This window comes from Klebsiella sp. DY2415 (assembly GCF_026314315.1).
Taxonomy (GTDB): domain Bacteria; phylum Pseudomonadota; class Gammaproteobacteria; order Enterobacterales; family Enterobacteriaceae; genus Klebsiella; species Klebsiella ornithinolytica.
Genome location: NZ_CP111115.1, coordinates 2826518 through 2845120 on the forward strand (window position 1 = coordinate 2826518; position 18603 = coordinate 2845120).

An 18603-nucleotide genomic window follows, 5' to 3' on the forward strand; every position below is an offset into this window, starting at 1 on the left:
GGTTACGCCGACGCTGCATCCGCCGGGTATCGGCTGAACTGCTGTTCGGTCATCATCATCCCCCACTGATCGCCCTGCCACTCTTTATGTAACGTAAAGCCGAATGATTCATACAGCGCGCGCGCGGCGTCAAGCCCGCTGAAGGTCCACAGCTGAACGGCAGAAAACGCGCGACGGTCGCAAAAAGCCATCGCCTCGGCCAACAGACGTCGGCCAACGCCGCTGCCCCGACAGCTGTCGTCGAGAATAAACCAACGTAGATGCGCTTCGTTATTGCCCAGATCTTCACCATCGATGGCCACGGAGCCGACGATTTTGCCCTCCAGCACGGCCAGCCAGATCTGATTGCACTCTGCGTCAAGTCGGGCAGAAAACTCTGCCAGCCCGCTGGCGACCTTACCTTCGAAAAAGTGGCCGAACCCGTGGTGCCGGGCATAATATTCGCCGTGCATCTGCGCAATGCGGCCAATCATACCCGGCCGGTATCCGCGCACAATCGTCACGTTGTTTGCCGCAGCGGGCCTTGGTACGTCGCGGCATTTCGCCAGCGCCTGCGCGTACGCGGTCAGCCCCAGCGCCACGTTTTGCTGTTGTCCGGCATCGAGATGCATAAGCGCATCAATGACCCGCATCGCCCCGTAATCGTTAATCCGTCCGACCGTCCCTCGTCCCTGTTCCGTCAGTTCGAGTTGCTTGAAGCGGGCATCTTCGCCGTCGGGTTTTTCCTGCAGCTCGCCGGCGGCCAGCAGACGGGACAACATCCGACTGACGCTTGATTTCTCCAGGCCGAGGATCTGAACCAGCTGCGCGGCGGTCATCGCCCCGTGTGCGGAAATTTCCAGCAGCGTATGCACGGCGGAGGGTGAATAGTCGGTGGCTGCTAGCGTAGAATTCATGAAGCCGAGTTCACGAACCATCAGGCGGGAAGAGCGGCGTATTTCAGTGATGAGCGATTGGTTAATAAGCGATGGATGCGTCATGGCGATGGGTGCAGGTGAGTTAATAGTTGCACAATACAACCATTATTGCGTTCTCCCTGTCAATCCACGCCGCCATTCGGCCCGCGCACACGAACGGTATTTCCTTCCGGCTCATCGGCTCTTTGTCAGGATTAAACACGGTCGCAACGGGTCATTGCCCGGCTAAAAAAGTACAGGCACCGTGCGGTGCCTGTTTTTATCTTATTGTGGATTTTTGGCTTTCCACGCATCCCATGCCTGCTTAATCTCTTGTTTTGCCGCAGCGGCATCGTTAAAGCCGTTCAGCTCCACCTTTTTACGCCCGTCAGGCAGCTGCTTATAGACGCGGAAAAAGGCCTGCAGCCGCTCCTGCTCAATGGCAGGCAGGTCGCTGATATTCTTGATGTCATCATAGGTCGGATCGATTTTGCTCGCCGGCACGGCAATAATCTTATCGTCCTTTTCCCCACCATCGATCATCTTCAGGACGCCGATTGCCCGCAGCTTAATCAGCGTCCCCGGCGCCATCGGTGCACGCGTGTAGAACACCACGTCCAGCGGATCGCCGTCTCCCGCCAGCGACTGGGTCAGTGAACCGTAGTTAGCCGGATAGGCGACCGGCATCGACTGGAAACGATCGGCTATAATAAATCCCGTCTTCGCGTCGGTCTCATATTTGATGATACCGCCCGTCGGAATTTCCGTGACCGCGTAAAACTCTTCCGGGTTGTTCTCCGGCTGCGGAAAGTCCAGTACGTTGTGGGCCTGAGTGGCGGCAGACAGGAACAGCGATGCGGCGAGGATAGTTTTTACCAGATGCATTGTAGTATCACTCTGTTGTTATAAGAAATTTGCCTGTAACAGCCTGCCGCTTAGCCATGAACAGAATATGACGACCTCATTACATAATTATTAACAGCCAAAATTCACACATATGCTCGAATTTTGCGCTATTAGTGCTGCTCTAGACCACATATTTCACTAGCTCCCTTGCATTCCTGACTATAAGGGTTAATCCTTAATGAGTATTATTTAAGAGTAAACACCCATTTTTTCTTCAAAATTCAAGGAGTAAACATGAAGGCAGCCGTTGTTACCCACGATCATCAGGTTGATGTGACGGAAAAAACACTGCGTCCCCTGCAACATGGAGAGGCGTTGTTGAAAATGGAGTGCTGTGGCGTATGCCATACCGACCTGCACGTGAAAAACGGCGATTTTGGCGATAAAACCGGCGTGATTCTGGGCCATGAAGGCGTGGGCGTTGTACAGCAGGTTGGTCCGGGCGTCACCTCCCTGAAACCGGGCGACCGCGCCAGCGTGGCGTGGTTCTTCGAAGGCTGTGGGCACTGCGATTACTGTAACAGCGGCAACGAAACGCTCTGCCGTTCGGTAAAAAATGCCGGTTACAGCGTAGACGGCGGCATGGCTGAAGAGTGCATCGTCACCGCTAACTATGCGGTCAAAGTGCCGGACGGCCTCGACTCTGCTGCCGCCAGCAGCATCACCTGCGCGGGTGTTACCACCTATAAAGCGGTGAAAGTTTCCCATATTAAACCGGGCCAATGGATTGCCATCTACGGTCTTGGTGGCCTCGGCAACCTGGCGCTGCAATATGCGAAAAACGTGTTCAATGCCAAAGTCATCGCCATCGACGTTAACGATGCGCAGCTGGCGCTGGCGGCCGAGATGGGCGCAGATCTGACCATAAACTCCCGCAATGAAGATGCGGCGAAGGTCATTCAGGAAAAAACCGGCGGCGCTCACGCGGCCGTCGTCACCGCTGTCGCCAAAGCGGCGTTTAACTCCGCCGTTGACGCCGTTCGCGCCGGAGGCCGCGTGGTGGCCGTTGGCCTGCCTCCGGAAGCCATGAGCCTCGATATTCCCCGTCTGGTACTGGATGGTATCGAAGTGGTGGGCTCGCTGGTCGGCACCCGTCAGGATCTGACCGAAGCCTTCCAGTTCGCGGCCGAAGGGAAAGTCGTTCCTAAAGTGACGCTGCGTCCGCTGGGCGACATCAACGCCATCTTTAAAGAGATGGAACAGGGGCAAATTCGCGGCCGTATGGTTATCGATTTCCGCCGCTAAGCCTCGCGCCTCTCCCGCTCAGGGAGAGGCCGTTTCATGACGCTGGCCATCCGGCATGAACGCATTCCTCCGGCTGTTACCCACATAGAATATTTCCCCGACGCGGTAAATGCCTTTTCCGCAAATGCTTAGCGCAATTCGTTGGTTCCTTTGTTTATATCCGCGCCCGATGATGGCAACACAATAGATAACAAAGGAATTCACCATGCAAAGCCGTTTTCGTCTGCCCGCGTTGGCAGCCCTCTTTTTATCCGGCGCTTTTTCCGCCTGGGCCGCCGATACGCCGGTCAAAGGCGGGACATTAATCTATCTGGAGCAGCAGCCGCACACCAATCTCTATCCACCGGCCGGAGGCTTCTACCCCAACGGCGGCATTCTCAATCAGATAACCGATAAGCTCACCTGGCAAAACCCGAAGACGCTGGCGGTTGAACCGTGGATTGCTGAGAGCTGGGTCACGAACGCCGACAAAACCGAATACACCTTTACGCTGCGTCCGGGCATCACCTTCTCCGACGGTACCCCGCTGGATGCCAACGCGGTGGCCAAAAATTTTGATACCTACGGTCTCGGCAATAAAGCCCACCGGCTGCCGGTCTCTGAAGTGATCAACAACTACGACCATAGCGAAGTCATCAATCCGCTAACGGTGAAGTTTTACTTCAAAAAACCGTCGCCAGGATTCCTGCAGGGTACCGCCACCATTGGCTCCGGGCTGGTCTCTCTCAGCACCTTGCAGCGTAATTTCGACGAGCTCGGCGACGCGCGCAATATTATCGGCTCCGGACCCTTTATCGTTAAAGATGAAAAGCCGGGTCGCGAGCTGACGCTGGTCGCCCGTAAGGATTACCAGTGGGGGCCGAAAAACCTGGCTCAACAGGGGCCGGCCAACCTCGACGGCATTACCTTTATCGTCACCCCGGAAGACAGCGTGCGTATCGGGGCGTTACTGGCGGGTCAGGCCGACTTTATCCGCCAGGTCCAGGCCTACGATGAAAAGCAGGCGACCGACCAGGGATTCAGGATTTATGCCGCCCCCACCCGCGGCGTCAATGACAGCCTGAGTTTCCGCCCGGATAGCCCGCTGGTGTCCGACCTGCGCGTCCGCCAGGCGCTGCTGCATGCCACCAATGCAAAACAGGTGGTTGATACGCTGTTCTCCGCCAACTACCCGCAGGCGACCTCGGCTATCGCCAGCACGGCGGCAGGTTATGTCAATCTGAGCGACAAGCTGACCTTCGATCAGGCCAAAGCCAGACAGTTGCTCGATGAAGCCGGATGGAAACCGGCCGCCGACGGGATCAGAGAGAAAGATGGCCAGCGCCTGGCGCTGACGGTCTATGAATCGCTGCCGCAGCCGCAAAACAAAGAGGTGCTCCAGCTGATCGCCCAGCAGTGGCGCCAGGTGGGGGCGGCGCTGAGCGTAAAAGCGGGCGATGCCGGTAGCCGGGTAATTGATAACCTCGATCCGCTGAAGACCCCGCTGACCGTTTCAGAAGTGGGTCGCGCCGACCCGGACGTGGTGAAAAGCATGTTCTTCCCGACCAACCGCGATGCCCTGCTGCAACAAGGCGGTTCCAGCGACAAAGTGCAGCACTTCCGCGACGATAAGCTTAACGATCTGCTGACCGCGATTTCCGCCGAAGTCGATGCGCAAAAACGCCTGCAGCTGACCGGGGATGCCCAGCGCTATCTGCTGGATAACGCCTACGTGATCCCGATATTTGAAGAGCCGCAGGTCTTTGCCGGCGCGCCGTGGGTGAAGGGGGTGAGTTTTGAAGCCGTTGGTCGTCCGTCGTTCTACGGCAGCTGGCTGGAAAAGCACTGAGGAGCATGGGATGAGCCATAACCTTCTGCGACGTCTGGGCCAGAGTTTACTGGTGCTGTGGGCGGCCTTCACCCTCTCCTTCGTGCTGCTGCAGGTGCTGCCGGGAGACGCGGTACTGATCAAGTTCCAGAATCCGGATCTGGGTCTCAGTCCGGCGCAAATCGCCGATATGCGCATCGCCTACGGCGCCGACAGCCCAATCTGGACGCAGTATTTCCACACCTTAGCGGCGATGCTGCAGGGGGATTTTGGCTACTCGTTACAGGCGGGTATTGCGGTCAGTACGCTGCTGGCCAGCAACCTGCCGGATACGCTCAGCCTCGCGATCCCGGCGTTTATACTGGCTATCGTGCTGGCCTTTAGCCTGGCCTTCGCCTCACGCCTGCCGGGGCTGCGCTGGCTGAGCAATACCTTACAATCTTTGCCGGTGCTGTTTATCTCGCTGCCGACCTTCTGGCTGGGCATTGCGCTGATTCAACTCTTCTCCTTCCAGCTGCGTTGGATCCCGGTGATCAACCCCGGCCCGCTACAGGGCCTGATACTGCCGATCATTGCCGTCGCGGTGCCCATTTCCGCCCCGCTGGCGCAGATCCTGATGCGCAGCATGGACCAGGTGGCCGCCCTGCCGTTTGTCGCCGTCGCCCGCGCCAAGGGGATGAGTGAAACCGGCGTCCTGTGGCGACACGTTACCGGCAACGCCCTGCTACCGGCGCTGAATATCGCCGGGCTGCTGCTGGGGGAGTTGATCGCCGGCGCATTGATTACCGAAACCGTCTTCGGCCGCGGCGGTCTGGGTCAACTGACCCAGCAGGCGGTCAACAATCAGGATATTGCCGTCTTACAGGCGGTGGTGATGATCTCCGCCCTCGCGTTTGTGTTGATTAACCTGCTGGTGGATCTGCTGATGCCGCTGTTCGATCCCCGCCTGAAAACAGTGACCGGAGGAGTGGTATGAGCCTCGTTGATTACGCTACCGCCGCCCGCCGGCGGGCGCCCGGCCGTCGACCGCTGCGTTTCCAGCCGGGGCTATGGCTCGCCTGGAGCATCATGATCGCCGCGCTGTTGATGGCGCTCGCCCCGCAGCTGTTCAGCGGCTATAACCCGCTTGAAGGGACCTCCGGCGCGCAGCGTCTGGCGCCGCAGGTCGGCCACTGGCTGGGAACCGACCAGCTGGGACGCGATCTGTGGACGCGGATCGTCTATGGCGCGGTCCACTCTCTTTCCGCCGCGCTGGCGGCCGTCGCTATCGGGCTGCTGGTCGGCACCGCGCTCGGTACGCTGGCCGGTGCCGTTGCCGGACGCGTCGAGTCGCTGGTGATGCGGCTGGTTGACGTCCTGCTGGCCATCCCGTCGCTGCTGCTGTCATTAACGGTGATTATCCTGCTTGGCTTCGGCACGCTGAACGCCGCGGTTGCCGTGGGCGTTGCCGCCATTGCCAGTTTTGCCCGCCTGGCGCGAGCGGAAGTAGTCCGCGTGCGGCACAGCGACTACGTCGAAGCGGCCTTTGGCAGCGGCGGCACTTTCTTCGCCGTCTTCTGGCGGCATATTTTACCTAATTCCCTCACCGCCGTACTGGCCTTCGCCACGCTGCAGTTTGGCCAGGCGATTCTCGCCCTCTCCACCCTGAGCTTTCTCGGCTACGGGACCCCGCCGCCGGTGCCGGAATGGGGGCTGCTGATTGCCGAAGGCCGTAACTATCTCTCAACCGCCTGGTGGCTGACCACCTTTCCCGGCGTGGCGGTCGTCGCGGTGGTGCTGGCGGCCAACCGCATCAGCCGTCAATTTAGCGGAGAGCGCTCATGAACGTATTACGCGTGGAAAACCTGCGCATCAGCTACCGCTCGCAGCACCGCTGGCAGGAAGTGGTGCATAACGTCAGTTTCAGCCTGCAACGCGGTGAAATGCTGGCATTTGTCGGGGAGTCGGGTTCCGGCAAAACCACCACCGCCCAGGCCATTATCGGCCTGCTGGCGAACAATGCCCGACGCGACAGTGGACGAGTGGAGATCAATGGCGAGGATATCAGCGGCTGGTCGGGGAAACGACTTGATAGTCTGCGCGGCACGCGCATCAGTCTGGTCCCGCAGGACCCGGGCAACTCCCTGAACCCGGTACAAACGATCGGCGCGCAGGTTGGCGAAATTCTGCGTCTGCACCAGAAAGAGCCCGCCGCCGTACGTAAGCAGCAGGTGCTGGCCCTGCTGAGCAAAGTTGGCCTCAGCCACCCCGAACAGCGCTTTCATCAGTATCCGCATCAGCTCTCCGGCGGCATGAAGCAGCGGGTGTTAATTGCGATCGCCATTGCCCTGAAGCCGGACTTGATCATTGCCGACGAGCCAACCAGCGCCCTCGATGTCACCGTACAAAAACGTATTCTCGACCTCCTCGATACCCTGCGCCGGGAGTCCGGGACGGCGGTACTGCTCGTCACCCACGATCTGGCGCTGGCGGCGCAGCGTGCCGACCGGCTGCTGGTTTTTCGCCACGGAGAAATTCAGGAACAGGGCATTACGGCGGATGTTATCCGCGCACCGCAACACGCCTACACTCGCCAGCTGTTGAGCGATCTGCAGGGAATCCAGCCGACAATAGGGGCAGCGCAGCGCCGCCATCCGGCGACGGCCGCTATCCGGGTCGCGGATATCAGTAAACGTTTTTCGCTGGGCGACGCCGGGCTGCAGGCGCTTGACGCCGTCAGCTTTGAGGTGAAACGCGGTACAACCCATGCGTTAGTGGGTGAATCAGGTTCGGGCAAAACCACGCTGGCGCGGATTCTGCTCGGATTTGAACAGGCCGATCGCGGCCACATCGCCATCGATGGTATCGATGCCGGTCATTTAAGTCGCGAGGCGCAGCGTCAGCTGCGGCGTAAAATTCAGTTCGTCTACCAGAACCCGTTCGCCTCGCTCGACCCGCGTCAGACCCTGTTTGCGATTATCGAAGAGCCGCTGAAAAATTTCGAACCGCTGAGCCCGGCCATCCGTCGTGCCCGGGTCGAGGCGGTTGCCGCCCGGGTCGCACTGGCGCCGGAGCTGCTGACGCGGACCGCCCGCGAGCTTTCCGGCGGCCAGCGCCAGCGGGTCGCCATTGCCCGGGCGCTGGTGCTGGAGCCGACGATTCTGGTCCTCGACGAAGCGACTTCCGCGCTGGATGTCACGGTGCAGGCGCAGATTCTGGCCCTGCTTCAGCAGCTCCAGCAACAGCTGGGGCTGACCTATCTGTTTATCACCCACGACCTGGCGACGGTGCGTCGCATCGCGCAGAGCGTCACGGTACTGCGCGCCGGTCAGGTTGTGGAATACGGCGAGGTCAACCGCCTGTTTAGCCAGCCGCAGCACGACTATACCCGTGACCTCATCGCCGCTATTCCCCACCTGTCCACTCTGAGCAAGGAGATCGCATGACGCGTAAACGCCTGGGTTTTTTCACCCGCCTGCTGGACTCTGCCCCTGCGCAAGAGCGCTACCGGCTGGCAACCGAACAGATTCGCCACGCCGAACGTCTCGGCTTTGACAGCGCGTGGATTGCCCAGCATCACTTCCACGAGCATGAAGGCGGCCTGCCTTCGCCGCTGGTCTTTCTCGCCCACGTAGCGGCACAGACCGAACATATTCGCCTCGGTACCGCCATTATTACGCTGCCGATGGAGAACGCACTGCGGGTCGCCGAAGACGCGGCGGTGCTGGATCTTCTGGCCAACGGGCGTCTTGAAGTCGGCTTTGGCTCCGGCGGTACGCCCACTTCATTTCTGCCGTTTGGCTTAACCAGCGAACAGCGGGGCGCCGCCTTTGCCGATAATCTGCATCTGATCCACAGCGCCTGGCGCGGTGATTCACTGGCCCATCCAGAAAACCATCTCTACCCGCCGGCGCCGCAGCTGGCTGAACGGATCTGGATAGCGACGTTTTCAATTGACGGTGCCATTCGCGCCGGTCAGGCCGGTCACGGCCTGATGCTCTCCCGCACGCAGCCGCGCCCGCCCGGGCAGCCATATTTAGCGCTTGATGCCATCCAGAATCCGCTGATCGATGCCTACCTCGCGGCGCTGCCCGCCGGCAAAGCGCCAAGGATCCTCGCCTCGCGCACCGCCTTTATTGCCGACAGCCAGGAGTACGCTCTGCAGGTTGCAGCACCCGGATTACGCCAGCAGGCGGCGGCGCATCGCGCCGCCGGGCATGAAATAATCGGTGACACTGTCACCGACCATCTGTCGCAACTGGATGCCCACGTCGGGGATGTCGAACATGTACAGGCGTCTCTGGCGCGGGACAGCGTGCTGGCCCGCGTCACCGATATTTCGTTCCAGGTCCACTCCGTTGAGCCCGCGCACCGTGACACGCTGCGTTCCCTTGAGCTGATCGCTCAGCATATCGCCCCGCAACTAAGGTAGGAGTCACCATGACACTGAGTCAGGATATTTTGGCAGAGCTGGCAGAGATTTCCCCGGGTTCCCCGTTAGCCGAGGCCCGGGCCGTGCGCGACGCAGCGACCCGCCATGCGCAGGGCAGCTATGAGGTGCTGTTCAGCCAGCAGGATGAGGATTTTCCACCCGATGAGCGTTTTGCCGTCGCCGCCAAAGTGGCGAAACTGCATCAGGCCGATGCGCTGGCCGCCCACTATGCCGGTTTTGGCCTCGCCGACCCGACCTCCGCGCGGCTGACACCGGCGCTGGCGTTTGCCCGCCTGTTAACCTTCAGCCCGGTGGAAGCCACGCCTTCGGCGCTGCAGGCGCTTACCCGCGCCGGCTGGACCCCGCGGGGGATAGTCACCCTCGCCCAGCTGATCGCCTTCGTCAGCTTCCAGAGCCGGTTGCTCAACGGTCTGCGGTTATTGAACGGCAAACCCTTTGCCAGCGCCGATACGCCGGTGGCGGCCGGTTTCTGGCATACCACCCGGCAAACGGTCAGCGGTAGGCCGGCCCCGGGACATTTCACCCGAGATGAGCTCAACTGGGAGCCCTGGCTTGAGGCCAAACCGCTGGAAGCCTTCAACGACGACGAACGGGCGATTCTGGCGAAATTTGGCCATACGGAATCCCCCTACTTCCGGCTGCTGGCGCGCAATCAGCCGGTGCTGGAGCAGCGTACGCTGACCGACAAAGGCATCTTCTACACTCCAGGCGGTCTGCCGCGTGCGGAACGGGAGCTGGCCGCCACGGTCGCCAGTAAAGTTAACGGCTGTATTTATTGCGCATCGGTCCATGCCCGCAAGGCGGCGCAGCTGGCAAAAGATGAGAGTGCGATAGAAACGCTGCTGGCGGTGACGCCGGGGGAAACATTGAGCGACGGCCAGTCGCCGCGCTGGCGGGCGGAAATAGACTTTGCCGCCGCCCTTTCCGTCACGCCGCCAGCCCTGACCACAGCGCATCTTCATGGCCTTGAAGAACAGGGGCTGGACACGCTGGCCCAGCTCGATTTACTGCAATCGGCGGCCTTTTTCGCATGGGCTAACCGCCTGATGTTGACCCTTGGCGAACCGTGGGAAACCGATTAATTCACCGCGCCCGCCGCGATGCGGTTTCGCTGGCCGCGGGCGTAAATCAACAGGGATGTCATGGCCAGGAAGGAGAGTAACGCCGCCGGGAGCGCAATCGCATTCCAGCCAAAGCCCGAGGTAATCATCATCCCGCCGCAAAATGCGCCGATCGCGCTGCCGAGGTTGAAGGCTATCTGCCCGCCGGCCGCCCCCAGCATCTCTCCGCCCCGCGCATTCTGTAGCAATAAGATTTGCAGCGGCGCCGCCAGCGCAAAGAGTCCGGCACAGCACAAAAATGCCAGCAGCAGCGATGCCGTTTTATGGTCGCCAAAGAGAAAGATCAGCAGCATCACCACCACAATGGCGCCGTCGGTGGCGGCCGCAATGCGCAGCGGGCTGTAGCGAGCGGAGATTTTCCCGCTCAGCAGATTACCGATAACCATCCCCAGCCCTACCAGCATCATGATGGCGATCATCGCGCTTTCGGAAAATCCGGAGACATGGATCATAAAGGGTTTGATGTAGCTGAACCACGTAAACACCCCGGCGTTGCCAAACAGGGTCGCGGCAAAAATAAGCCACGGCGCAGGCGACGATAAGAAGTGAAACTGCTCCCGCAGCCGCGATGTGGATCGATCAAAGACGGTCGGTACCCACCAGAGAATCGACATCAGCACCGCCACGTTGAAGACGGCAATGCCCAGAAAGGTATAGCGCCAGCTGAACTGATGCCCAAGCCATGTCCCGGCGGGGACGCCGACCAGGTTAGCCACCGTCATCCCGGCAATCATTCCCGCCACCGCAGCGGTCACTTTACCCGGCGGCGCCACCTTCGACAGAATAATCGCCCCGACGCCGAAAAAGGCGCCATGCGGGAAGCCGGACACCAGCCGCCCTGTCGCCAGCATGAAATAGCTGGAAGAAAAGGTAAACAAGGTATTCCCGACAATACAGAGCGCCGCGAGAAACAGCATCACCGACTTTAATGAAAAGCGGCTGGAAAACAGCGCCATCACCGGCGCGCCAATCACCACCCCGAAGGCATACCAGGCGATCATGTTGCCGGCGACAGGAATGGAGACCCCGACATCGTGAGCAATTTCCGGCAACACACCCATAATGCCAAATTCCGCCATGCCCAGGCCAAACGTACCCAGCGCGAGCGAAAAAATCGTCTTTTTCATTCAGTTAATCACGTAGTTTGGATTTTTGGCCGGCATTATTGACCATTCAGGATCGGCAAACCAGACAAAAACGTCCGCTGACCCGTTTGTCCATAAAATAGCGCGATCCCTGCATGTGAGTCTGGGGGCGGGAGAGATGAATCAGAGAGGATGGCCGGCGCGTCGGCGTGACGCAGAGGCAGTCAGCCGTATCGCAGCGCAATACGGCTGGAGAGCGTTAGTGGGTCGCTTTCCCGATCATGCCGCCGGCCCCGGCGCCCAGCGCCGCGCCCTGCAGCACGCTGTTGCCGGAAACGGCTGCGGCGCCCGCTCCGACTGCGGCGCCGATGGCCCCGCCGGTACGTGCGGCTTTGCCTTTGTCGCCGTGTTCAGTCATGGCGCCGATACCGCCACCGACGACCGCGCCTTGTACCGTAGAGCGTACGCTTTTTCCGCTTAGCGCCCCCACGGCGGCTCCCGCCACGGCGCCACCGGCCGTTTTATCCATCGCGCTGACGGAAAAGGTCAGTGCGCATCCCAAAAAAATGGCTATACCATTCGCTGTTTTCATCGGTCAATTCCTTTTTAGTTCGCTCCCGAAAGCGTTAACGCCAGCCCTACGGGCAATCCTCAGGAGCCAGACCTGACGGTCTGATGGCAAAGAGTCGGCAAACGGTATGCGCTCGCTGGCGGAATGAAAAGAGAAAACTTGTCCAAATCTGGACAAGTTTCATGCCTTCTGCCGCGTGACGCCTTGCCGCTTTCAGCCATTAACCCGCGGAATTGTCATAATGTCCGCCACTCTGGCCCGGGGTGATTACACTTTACGGTACACGGGTCCCATTTCCCCTCTCAGAACGGAGCGATAGCCATGGGAAACAACAAGAAGGCCAAGGGTGTAGCGGGTTCGACCAAAATGAAGCCGCTTGGCGACAAAGAGTATGAAAAAGCGCTGCGCAAGCTCCACGTTGAGCTGGTTAAATTGCAGCAGTGGGTGGTCAGTCAGGGACTGAAGGTCTGCATTGTCTTTGAAGGCCGCGATGGCGCCGGTAAAGGTGGCACCATCAAAGCGATCACCGAGCGGGTCAGCCCGCGTGTGTTCCGGGTGATCGCCCTGCCGGCACCGACCGACAAGGAGAAGACCCAGCTCTATTTTCAACGCTATATCCCGCATCTGCCGGCCGCCGGAGAAATCGTCATTTTCGACCGCAGCTGGTATAACCGGGCCGGCGTTGAACGGGTGATGGGATTTTGCAGCGCCGACGAAGTGGAAAAATTCCTTGCAGGCGCGCCGCTGGTAGAGCGGTCGATGGTGGAGTCCGGCATCATCCTGCTCAAATACTGGCTCGAGGTGACGCCGGAAGAGCAGGAACGTCGGCTGCGCGACCGCATTGATGACGGGCGAAAAATCTGGAAATTATCACCGATGGATATCAAGTCATTTAACCGCTGGGATGAGTACACGCAGGCCAGGGATGCGATGTTTGCCGCCACCGACACCTCCTGGGCGCCGTGGTTTGTCGCCCGTTCGGAAGAGAAGAAGCGCGTGCGCCTGAATATCATTACTCATCTGCTATCGCAGATCCCCTATAAGAGCGTCCATACCGAACCGGTCAAATTACCCAAACGTAAAATTGGCAAAGTGAAAACGGCCGATTACCCTTTCCGTTTTATTGCCGAGCGTTTCTGAGCCCGGACTCCGCCTTGCCCGCCTCGGCCCTTTGGTGCCGGGGCGGGCAAGGCCCCCTTTTCTGGGGAGCTCAAATCGACAAATCCGCCGTTTACCTCAAGTTAACTTCAGGTATTACCCTTAACGCATCCTCGTCAGACCACAATAAGGACATGATATGCATGAGATTGACAGCGGTTTTACCCACGTCGCCTTTATGGTGCGGGATCTCGACAGGAGCATCGATTTTTATACCCGTTATACCGCCATGCAGGTGATTCACCGGCGCTCGCCGAATCTTCCCTCCGCACGCCACGTGGCGTGGTTAAGCGATCGTACCCGCTTATTCGCCCTGGTGCTGGTGCAGGCGGACGAGCCGACCGATACCCCGCTGGGGCCGTTTGGTCATTTAGGTGTCGCCTGCGCGACCAAAGCGGAGATCGACGGGAAAACCGCGATGGCGCGGCGGGAGGGCGTGCTGAGAAAGGAGCCGGAGCAACTTGGGGAACCGGTGGGCTATTACGTTTTTTTCCGCGACCCGGATGGCAATACGCTGGAACTCTCTTACGGCCAGCGCGTTGGGCTGGAAGTCCTGCGTAGCGAGAGCTGAAAGCACATGGCGCGACCGGGTCGCGCCATGAAACGGTCAGGAACGGCGGGACGAGATACCTTCCGAACTCTCTTTTTTCGCTTCCAGGCGCTCAACCTCGCGATACCAGCGCGGGTGGTGTTTCTTCGCCCAGCGACGGCTGACTTTCCCTTCGACCATCCCCTTAATTGACCCTTTCACCCAGAATGCCATATACATATGGATCAGGATGGCGTGAATCAAAATAATCGCCGAGGTGGCGTGAATCAGCAGGCTGTAGCGAATGACCTGGATCGGGAAGAAAGGGGCAAACCAGGGACGCCAGATGATCACCCCGGTCACCAGCAGCACGAAAATCATGCTCATGATGGTCCAGAACATCATCTTCTGCCCGGCATTATATTTGCCGACGCGGGCCACTTTATGCTCATTGCCCTTCAGCACTTCAACAATGCCCTTCAGCCACGGGATGTCCTGCTTGTCCGGAATATTATGGTGGACAAAGCGTACAAACATAAACATCAGCGCAATGAAGATAGCCACGCCGAAGAACGGATGCAAAATGCGCCCCATCTGCGGCGTACCGAAGGTTTCCGTCAGCCACTGCAGCGTCGGGAAAAAGAACGAGATCCCGGAGAGCGCTACCAGAAAGAAGCAGATAACCACCGTCCAGTGACAGGCGCGATCGATAAACTTTGTGCGCACAATCATTTTCGATTTATTCATCATGCTCCTCCTCGTCGTCATCCACTTCCTTGTTCGGCCCGATGCCGATGTAGTGATAAATCAACCCGGCAAAGGTAGCGATAAAACCGGCCGCTGACAGCGGTTTCAGCGCCCCTTTCCACAGATTAATACTGGTATCAATCTGCGGCTCTTTCGGCAAATTGTGGTACAGCTCAGGCTGGTCAGCATGGTGCAGAACGTACATCACGTGGGTACCGCCCACCCCCTGCGGGTTGTATACCCCGGCCTGTGAATAGCCGCGCGCTTTCAGCTTGTTGACCCGCTCCTGCGCGACCTCCAGCATCTCCTTCTTGCTGCCAAAATGGATGGCGCCGGTCGGGCAGGTTTTCACGCACGCCGGTTCCTGACCGACGCTAACGCGATCCACGCAGAGGGTACATTTATAGACCCGGTTATCCTCTTTATTGAGACGCGGGACATTAAACGGACAGCCGGCAATGCAGTAGCCGCAGCCGATGCAGTTCTCCTGCTGAAAATCGACGATGCCGTTGGCGTACTGAATAATCGCGCCGGCGGAAGGACAGGCTTTCAGACAGCCTGGCTCCTCGCAGTGCATGCAGCCATCTTTACGGATCAGCCACTCCAGCTTGCCGTTCTGCTCGGTTTCGCTAAAGCGCATCACCGTCCAGGATTTTGCGCTCAGGTCCGCCGGGTTATCGTACACCCCGACGCAATGCCCCACCTCGTCGCGGATATCGTTCCACTCGGAACAGGCCACCTGGCAGGCTTTGCAGCCCACGCAGGAGGAGACATCAATTAGCTTAGCCACTTCCGCCTTGTAGTCCCGCGCACGCGGCGCGGGGGTTATCGGGTTGGTTGCGGAGCGCTTAATAATGTCTTGTGTTTCCATCGCCATTGAATCGCTCCTTACGCTTTCTCGATGTTGACCAGAAACGCTTTATACTCCGGCGTTTGCGAGTTGGAATCGCCGACGTTTGGCGTCAGGGTATTGGCGATATAGCCTTTCTGCGCCACCCCTTCAAAGCCCCAGTGCAGCGGGATCCCGACGGTCTCCACCTGCTGGCCGTGAACGTTGAGGGTCCGCAGACGGCGAGTCACCACCGCCACCGCGCGAATAAAGCCGCGCTGGCTGCTCACCGTCACCCGATCGCCGTTGGCAATGCCTTTCGCCTGCGCCAGACCTTCGCTGATTTCCACAAACTGTTCCGGCTGGGCGATGGCGTTGAGCCGCGCATGCTTGGTCCAGGTATGGAAATGCTCGGTCAGGCGATAGGTCGTGCCGACGTAAGGGAACTTATCTTTTTTCCCTAAGCGCAGGGCGTCCTCTTCATACAGACGCACCACCGGACTGGAGATCACCTGCGGATGCAGCGGGTTGGTCCCCAGCGGCGTTTCCATCGGCTCGTAATGTTCCGGGAACGGCCCTTCGGCCAGCTTATCGAGCGCAAACAGACGCCCCAACCCTTCCGGCTGCATGATAAACGGCCCGGTATTGCTGCCCGGCGCGGCGGTATTGAAGTCAGGAATATCGTTCCCCGTCCACTTGCTGCCGTTCCACTGGATCAGCATCCGCTTCGGATCCCACGGCTTGCCGTTAATATCCGCCGACGCCCGGTTGTACAGCACGCGTCGGTTCAGCGGCCACGCCCAGGCCCAGCCCAGCGTATTGCCCAGCCCTGACGGATCGGCGTTATCGCGGTTAGCCATCTGGTTACCCTGCTCCGTCCAGCTACCGGCGTAGATCCAGCAGGACGATGCCGTAGTGCCGTCATCGCGCAACAGCGCGAAGCTGCTCAACAGCTGGCCTTTTTTCGCCAGCAGAACGCCGTTGCTGTCGTAGAGATCCTCCAGCGCGTAGCCGTTATTCTCTTTCGCCACCTCTTCCGACTCCGGATGATCCGGCTGCTTGTAGCTCCAGCTCATCTTCAGCAGCGGTTCCGCGCCTTTGCCGCCTTCACGGCGATACATTTCGCGCAGGCGATGGTAAATCCCGGCCAGAATTTCGCCGTCGTTACGCGCTTCGCCCGGCGCATCCTGGCCTTTCCAGTGCCACTGCAGCCAGCGCCCGGAGTTGGCAATCGACCCGTCCTCTTCAGCAAAGCAGGTGGAGGGCAGACGGAACACTTCGGTCTGAATCGCCGCCGGGTCAACATCGTTCGACTCGCCGTGGTTTTGCCAGAAGGTCGAGGTTTCGGTCACCAGCGGGTCGATAACCACCATGTACTTCAGCTTGCTCAGGCTGCGGACCACCTTGTTTTTGTCCGGGAACGAGGCCACCGGGTTGAAGCCCTGGCAGATATAGCCCGTGACCTGACCTTTATCCATCATGTTGAAATACTTGATGACGTCGTAAGCCTGATCCCATTTCGGCAGCCAGTTAAAGCCCCAGTCGTTCTCTTTCTGCGCCGCATCGCCGTAAAACGCTTTCATCAGACTGACCGCAAACTTCGGATAGTTGCTCCAGTAGTTCACCTGATCCGGTCGCGTTGCTTTTGGCGTGTTCGCCGCCAGCCAGGTGTGCAGATCGGTCTGTTTTTCAGACGGCAGCGTCAGATAGCCAGGCAAGCTGGTCGACAGCAGGCCGAGGTCGGTTAAGCCCTGAATATTGGAGTGGCCGCGCAATGCGTTAACGCCGCCGCCGGCCATCCCCATGTTGCCGAGCAGCAGCTGGATCATCGCCATCGTGCGGATGTTCTGCGCGCCGACGGTATGCTGCGTCCAGCCCAATGCGTACAGGAAAGTGGTGGTCCGGTCCGCGGCGCTGGTGGAAGCCAGCACTTCGCACACTTTCAGGAAATCGGCTTTCGGCGTTCCGCAGATATTCTCCACCACTTCCGGCGTATAGCGGGAGACATGCTGCTTCAGCAGGTTCCATACGCAGCGCGGATGTTGCAGGGTCTCATCGCGCAGGGCGTAGCCATTTTCGTCGAACTGATAGTTCCACGACGTTTTGTCGTACTGCCGTTTTTCAGCGTCGTAGCCGCTGAACAGGCCATCTTCGAAGGCAAAATCATCGCGCACCAGCAGGTTGGCGTTGGTGTAGTGCTTAACGTACTCCGCATTGATTTTGTTGTTTTCAATCAGGTACAGCAGCACTCCCGACAGGAAGGTAATGTCGGTCCCGGATCGAATCGGCGCATAGATATCGGCGACCGAAGCCGTACGCGTAAAGCGCGGGTCGACGACGATCAGCGTCGCATCGTTGTTGTTTTTCGCCTCCATCGCCCAGCGGAATCCCACCGGATGCGCCTCAGCGGCGTTGCCGCCCATCACCACCACGACGTTAGCGTTTTTGATATCAACCCAGTGGTTGGTCATCGCACCGCGACCAAATGTTGGAGCAAGACTTGCTACCGTTGGTCCGTGTCAGACGCGCGCCTGGTTATCCACTGCCAGCATGCCGAGCGAACGCACAAACTTCTGCGTCAGCATCCCGGTTTCGTTACTCGCCGCCGAGGCGCACAGCATCCCGGTTGAAAGCCAGCGGTTAACCACGGTGCCCTGCTCGTTTTTCTCAATAAAGTTGGCATCACGGTCGGCTTTCATCAGTCTGGCGATACGGGTAAAGGCATCGTCCCAGGAGATGCGCTGCCATTTGTCAGAGCCTGGCGCGCGGTATTCCGGATAGCGCAGACGGTTATCGCTGTGAACATAATCCAGCAGCCCCGCCCCTTTCGGGCATAAAGCGCCCCGACTGACCGGGTGATCGGGATCCCCTTCAATATGATAAATGGCTTCTTTCGCGTTCTTCGCGCCGTCGCCCAGGCTATACATTAATAGCCCGCAGCCCACGGAACAGTATGTGCAGGTGTTGCGGATCTCTTTGGCGCGCAATAATTTGTAATTACGCGCCTGAGCCAGCGCCATTTTGGGTGCGAAACCCAGGGCAGCAGCTGTTGTTCCGGCCATACCGCCTGCGCAGATTTTAAAAAACTTTCTGCGGCTGACGTCCATTGTTTTTCTCCATGCAGGATGCGTGTTCATCGCGGGGGAAACTAACAGCAATGCCCCTGATTTTTTTGCGTCAAATCAATGTCGAAAACCATCGCCCCCTTAATAGTCAAGGTCAGCGGATTTCATTACTCCCTTTGTATTAAGCGCGAAGGAAAACAGGGGCCAGAAGG

The 18603-nt window shown here is 59.1% G+C and carries 16 protein-coding genes; 9 read left to right on the top strand and 7 right to left on the bottom strand.

Annotated features, from left to right (window positions below):
- Positions 1–2: 2 nt before the first annotated feature.
- Both OQV00_RS13350 and OQV00_RS13355 read right to left on the bottom strand, forming a co-directional pair.
- Positions 3–980, bottom strand: coding sequence for a bifunctional helix-turn-helix transcriptional regulator/GNAT family N-acetyltransferase (locus OQV00_RS13350; protein WP_064357069.1), 978 nt, complete (start codon positions 978–980; stop codon positions 3–5).
- Positions 981–1181: 201 nt separating this feature from the next.
- On the bottom strand, positions 1182–1781 hold the full coding sequence (locus OQV00_RS13355; RefSeq protein WP_097357864.1) for an inorganic diphosphatase: 600 nt from the start codon (positions 1779–1781) through the stop codon (positions 1182–1184).
- 255 nt (positions 1782–2036) lie between these two features.
- On the opposite strand from OQV00_RS13355, the gene adhP reads away from it, so the two are divergent.
- The 7 genes from adhP to OQV00_RS13390 all read left to right on the top strand — a co-directional run bounded on the left by adhP (position 2037) and on the right by OQV00_RS13390 (position 10368).
- Positions 2037–3047 carry an alcohol dehydrogenase AdhP gene (adhP, locus tag OQV00_RS13360; RefSeq protein ID WP_004861757.1) on the top strand — a complete coding sequence of 337 codons (1011 nt, stop codon included), beginning with the start codon at positions 2037–2039 and terminating at the stop codon, positions 3045–3047.
- A gap of 205 nt (positions 3048–3252) precedes the next feature.
- A complete protein-coding gene (locus OQV00_RS13365) occupies positions 3253–4875 on the top strand; it encodes a TIGR04028 family ABC transporter substrate-binding protein (protein WP_064357071.1) in 1623 nt (540 codons plus the stop codon).
- Positions 4876–4885: 10 nt separating this feature from the next.
- Positions 4886–5830 (top strand): ABC transporter permease, encoded by a 945-nt coding sequence (locus tag OQV00_RS13370; RefSeq protein WP_004861753.1) that lies wholly within the window; start codon positions 4886–4888, stop codon positions 5828–5830.
- Entirely contained in the window at positions 5827–6678 is an 852-nt protein-coding gene (locus OQV00_RS13375; RefSeq protein WP_004861751.1) for an ABC transporter permease, read from the top strand. The genes OQV00_RS13370 and OQV00_RS13375 overlap by 4 nt, the downstream gene beginning before the upstream one ends.
- Entirely contained in the window at positions 6675–8279 is a 1605-nt protein-coding gene (locus OQV00_RS13380; protein ID WP_266278721.1) for a dipeptide ABC transporter ATP-binding protein, read from the top strand. The genes OQV00_RS13375 and OQV00_RS13380 overlap by 4 nt, the downstream gene beginning before the upstream one ends.
- Positions 8276–9265, top strand: coding sequence for a putative FMN-dependent luciferase-like monooxygenase (locus OQV00_RS13385; RefSeq protein WP_015584382.1), 990 nt, complete (start codon positions 8276–8278; stop codon positions 9263–9265). The genes OQV00_RS13380 and OQV00_RS13385 overlap by 4 nt, the downstream gene beginning before the upstream one ends.
- A gap of 8 nt (positions 9266–9273) precedes the next feature.
- Positions 9274–10368: an alkylhydroperoxidase domain protein gene (locus OQV00_RS13390; protein WP_266278723.1), complete on the top strand. Its 1095-nt coding sequence runs from the start codon at positions 9274–9276 to the stop codon at positions 10366–10368.
- Here the strand turns inward: OQV00_RS13390 and araJ are convergent.
- Complete coding sequence (gene araJ / locus OQV00_RS13395; RefSeq protein WP_004861738.1) at positions 10365–11534, bottom strand: MFS transporter AraJ; 1170 nt, start codon at positions 11532–11534, stop codon at positions 10365–10367. The two genes, OQV00_RS13390 and araJ, sit on opposite strands and share 4 nt — an antisense overlap.
- 217 nt (positions 11535–11751) lie before the next feature.
- Positions 11752–12084, bottom strand: a complete 333-nt coding sequence (locus tag OQV00_RS13400) for a hypothetical protein (RefSeq protein ID WP_004861735.1) — start codon at positions 12082–12084, stop codon at positions 11752–11754.
- 300 nt (positions 12085–12384) lie between these two features.
- Between OQV00_RS13400 and ppk2 the strand changes: the two genes are divergently transcribed.
- On the top strand, positions 12385–13203 hold the full coding sequence (gene ppk2 / locus OQV00_RS13405; RefSeq protein ID WP_004861730.1) for a polyphosphate kinase 2: 819 nt from the start codon (positions 12385–12387) through the stop codon (positions 13201–13203).
- Between the two features lie 157 nt (positions 13204–13360).
- The gene (locus OQV00_RS13410; RefSeq protein WP_044348267.1) at positions 13361–13792 is read left to right on the top strand and encodes a VOC family protein; all 432 of its coding nucleotides are present in this window, start codon (positions 13361–13363) and stop codon (positions 13790–13792) included.
- Positions 13793–13828: 36 nt separating this feature from the next.
- Here the strand turns inward: OQV00_RS13410 and fdnI are convergent, their stop codons facing one another.
- Genes fdnI through fdnG form a run of 3 tightly spaced genes read right to left on the bottom strand, consistent with a single transcriptional unit; the run spans position 13829 to position 18433 of the window.
- A complete protein-coding gene (gene fdnI / locus OQV00_RS13415) occupies positions 13829–14497 on the bottom strand; it encodes a formate dehydrogenase-N subunit gamma (RefSeq protein WP_004861726.1) in 669 nt (222 codons plus the stop codon).
- The gene (gene fdxH, locus OQV00_RS13420; protein ID WP_015584385.1) at positions 14490–15374 is read right to left on the bottom strand and encodes a formate dehydrogenase subunit beta; all 885 of its coding nucleotides are present in this window, start codon (positions 15372–15374) and stop codon (positions 14490–14492) included. The genes fdnI and fdxH overlap by 8 nt, the downstream gene beginning before the upstream one ends.
- Positions 15375–15385: 11 nt before the next feature.
- Positions 15386–18433 carry a formate dehydrogenase-N subunit alpha gene (gene fdnG / locus OQV00_RS13425; RefSeq protein WP_099144447.1) on the bottom strand — a complete coding sequence of 1016 codons (3048 nt, stop codon included), beginning with the start codon at positions 18431–18433 and terminating at the stop codon, positions 15386–15388.
- Between the last annotated feature and the right edge of the window lie 170 nt (positions 18434–18603).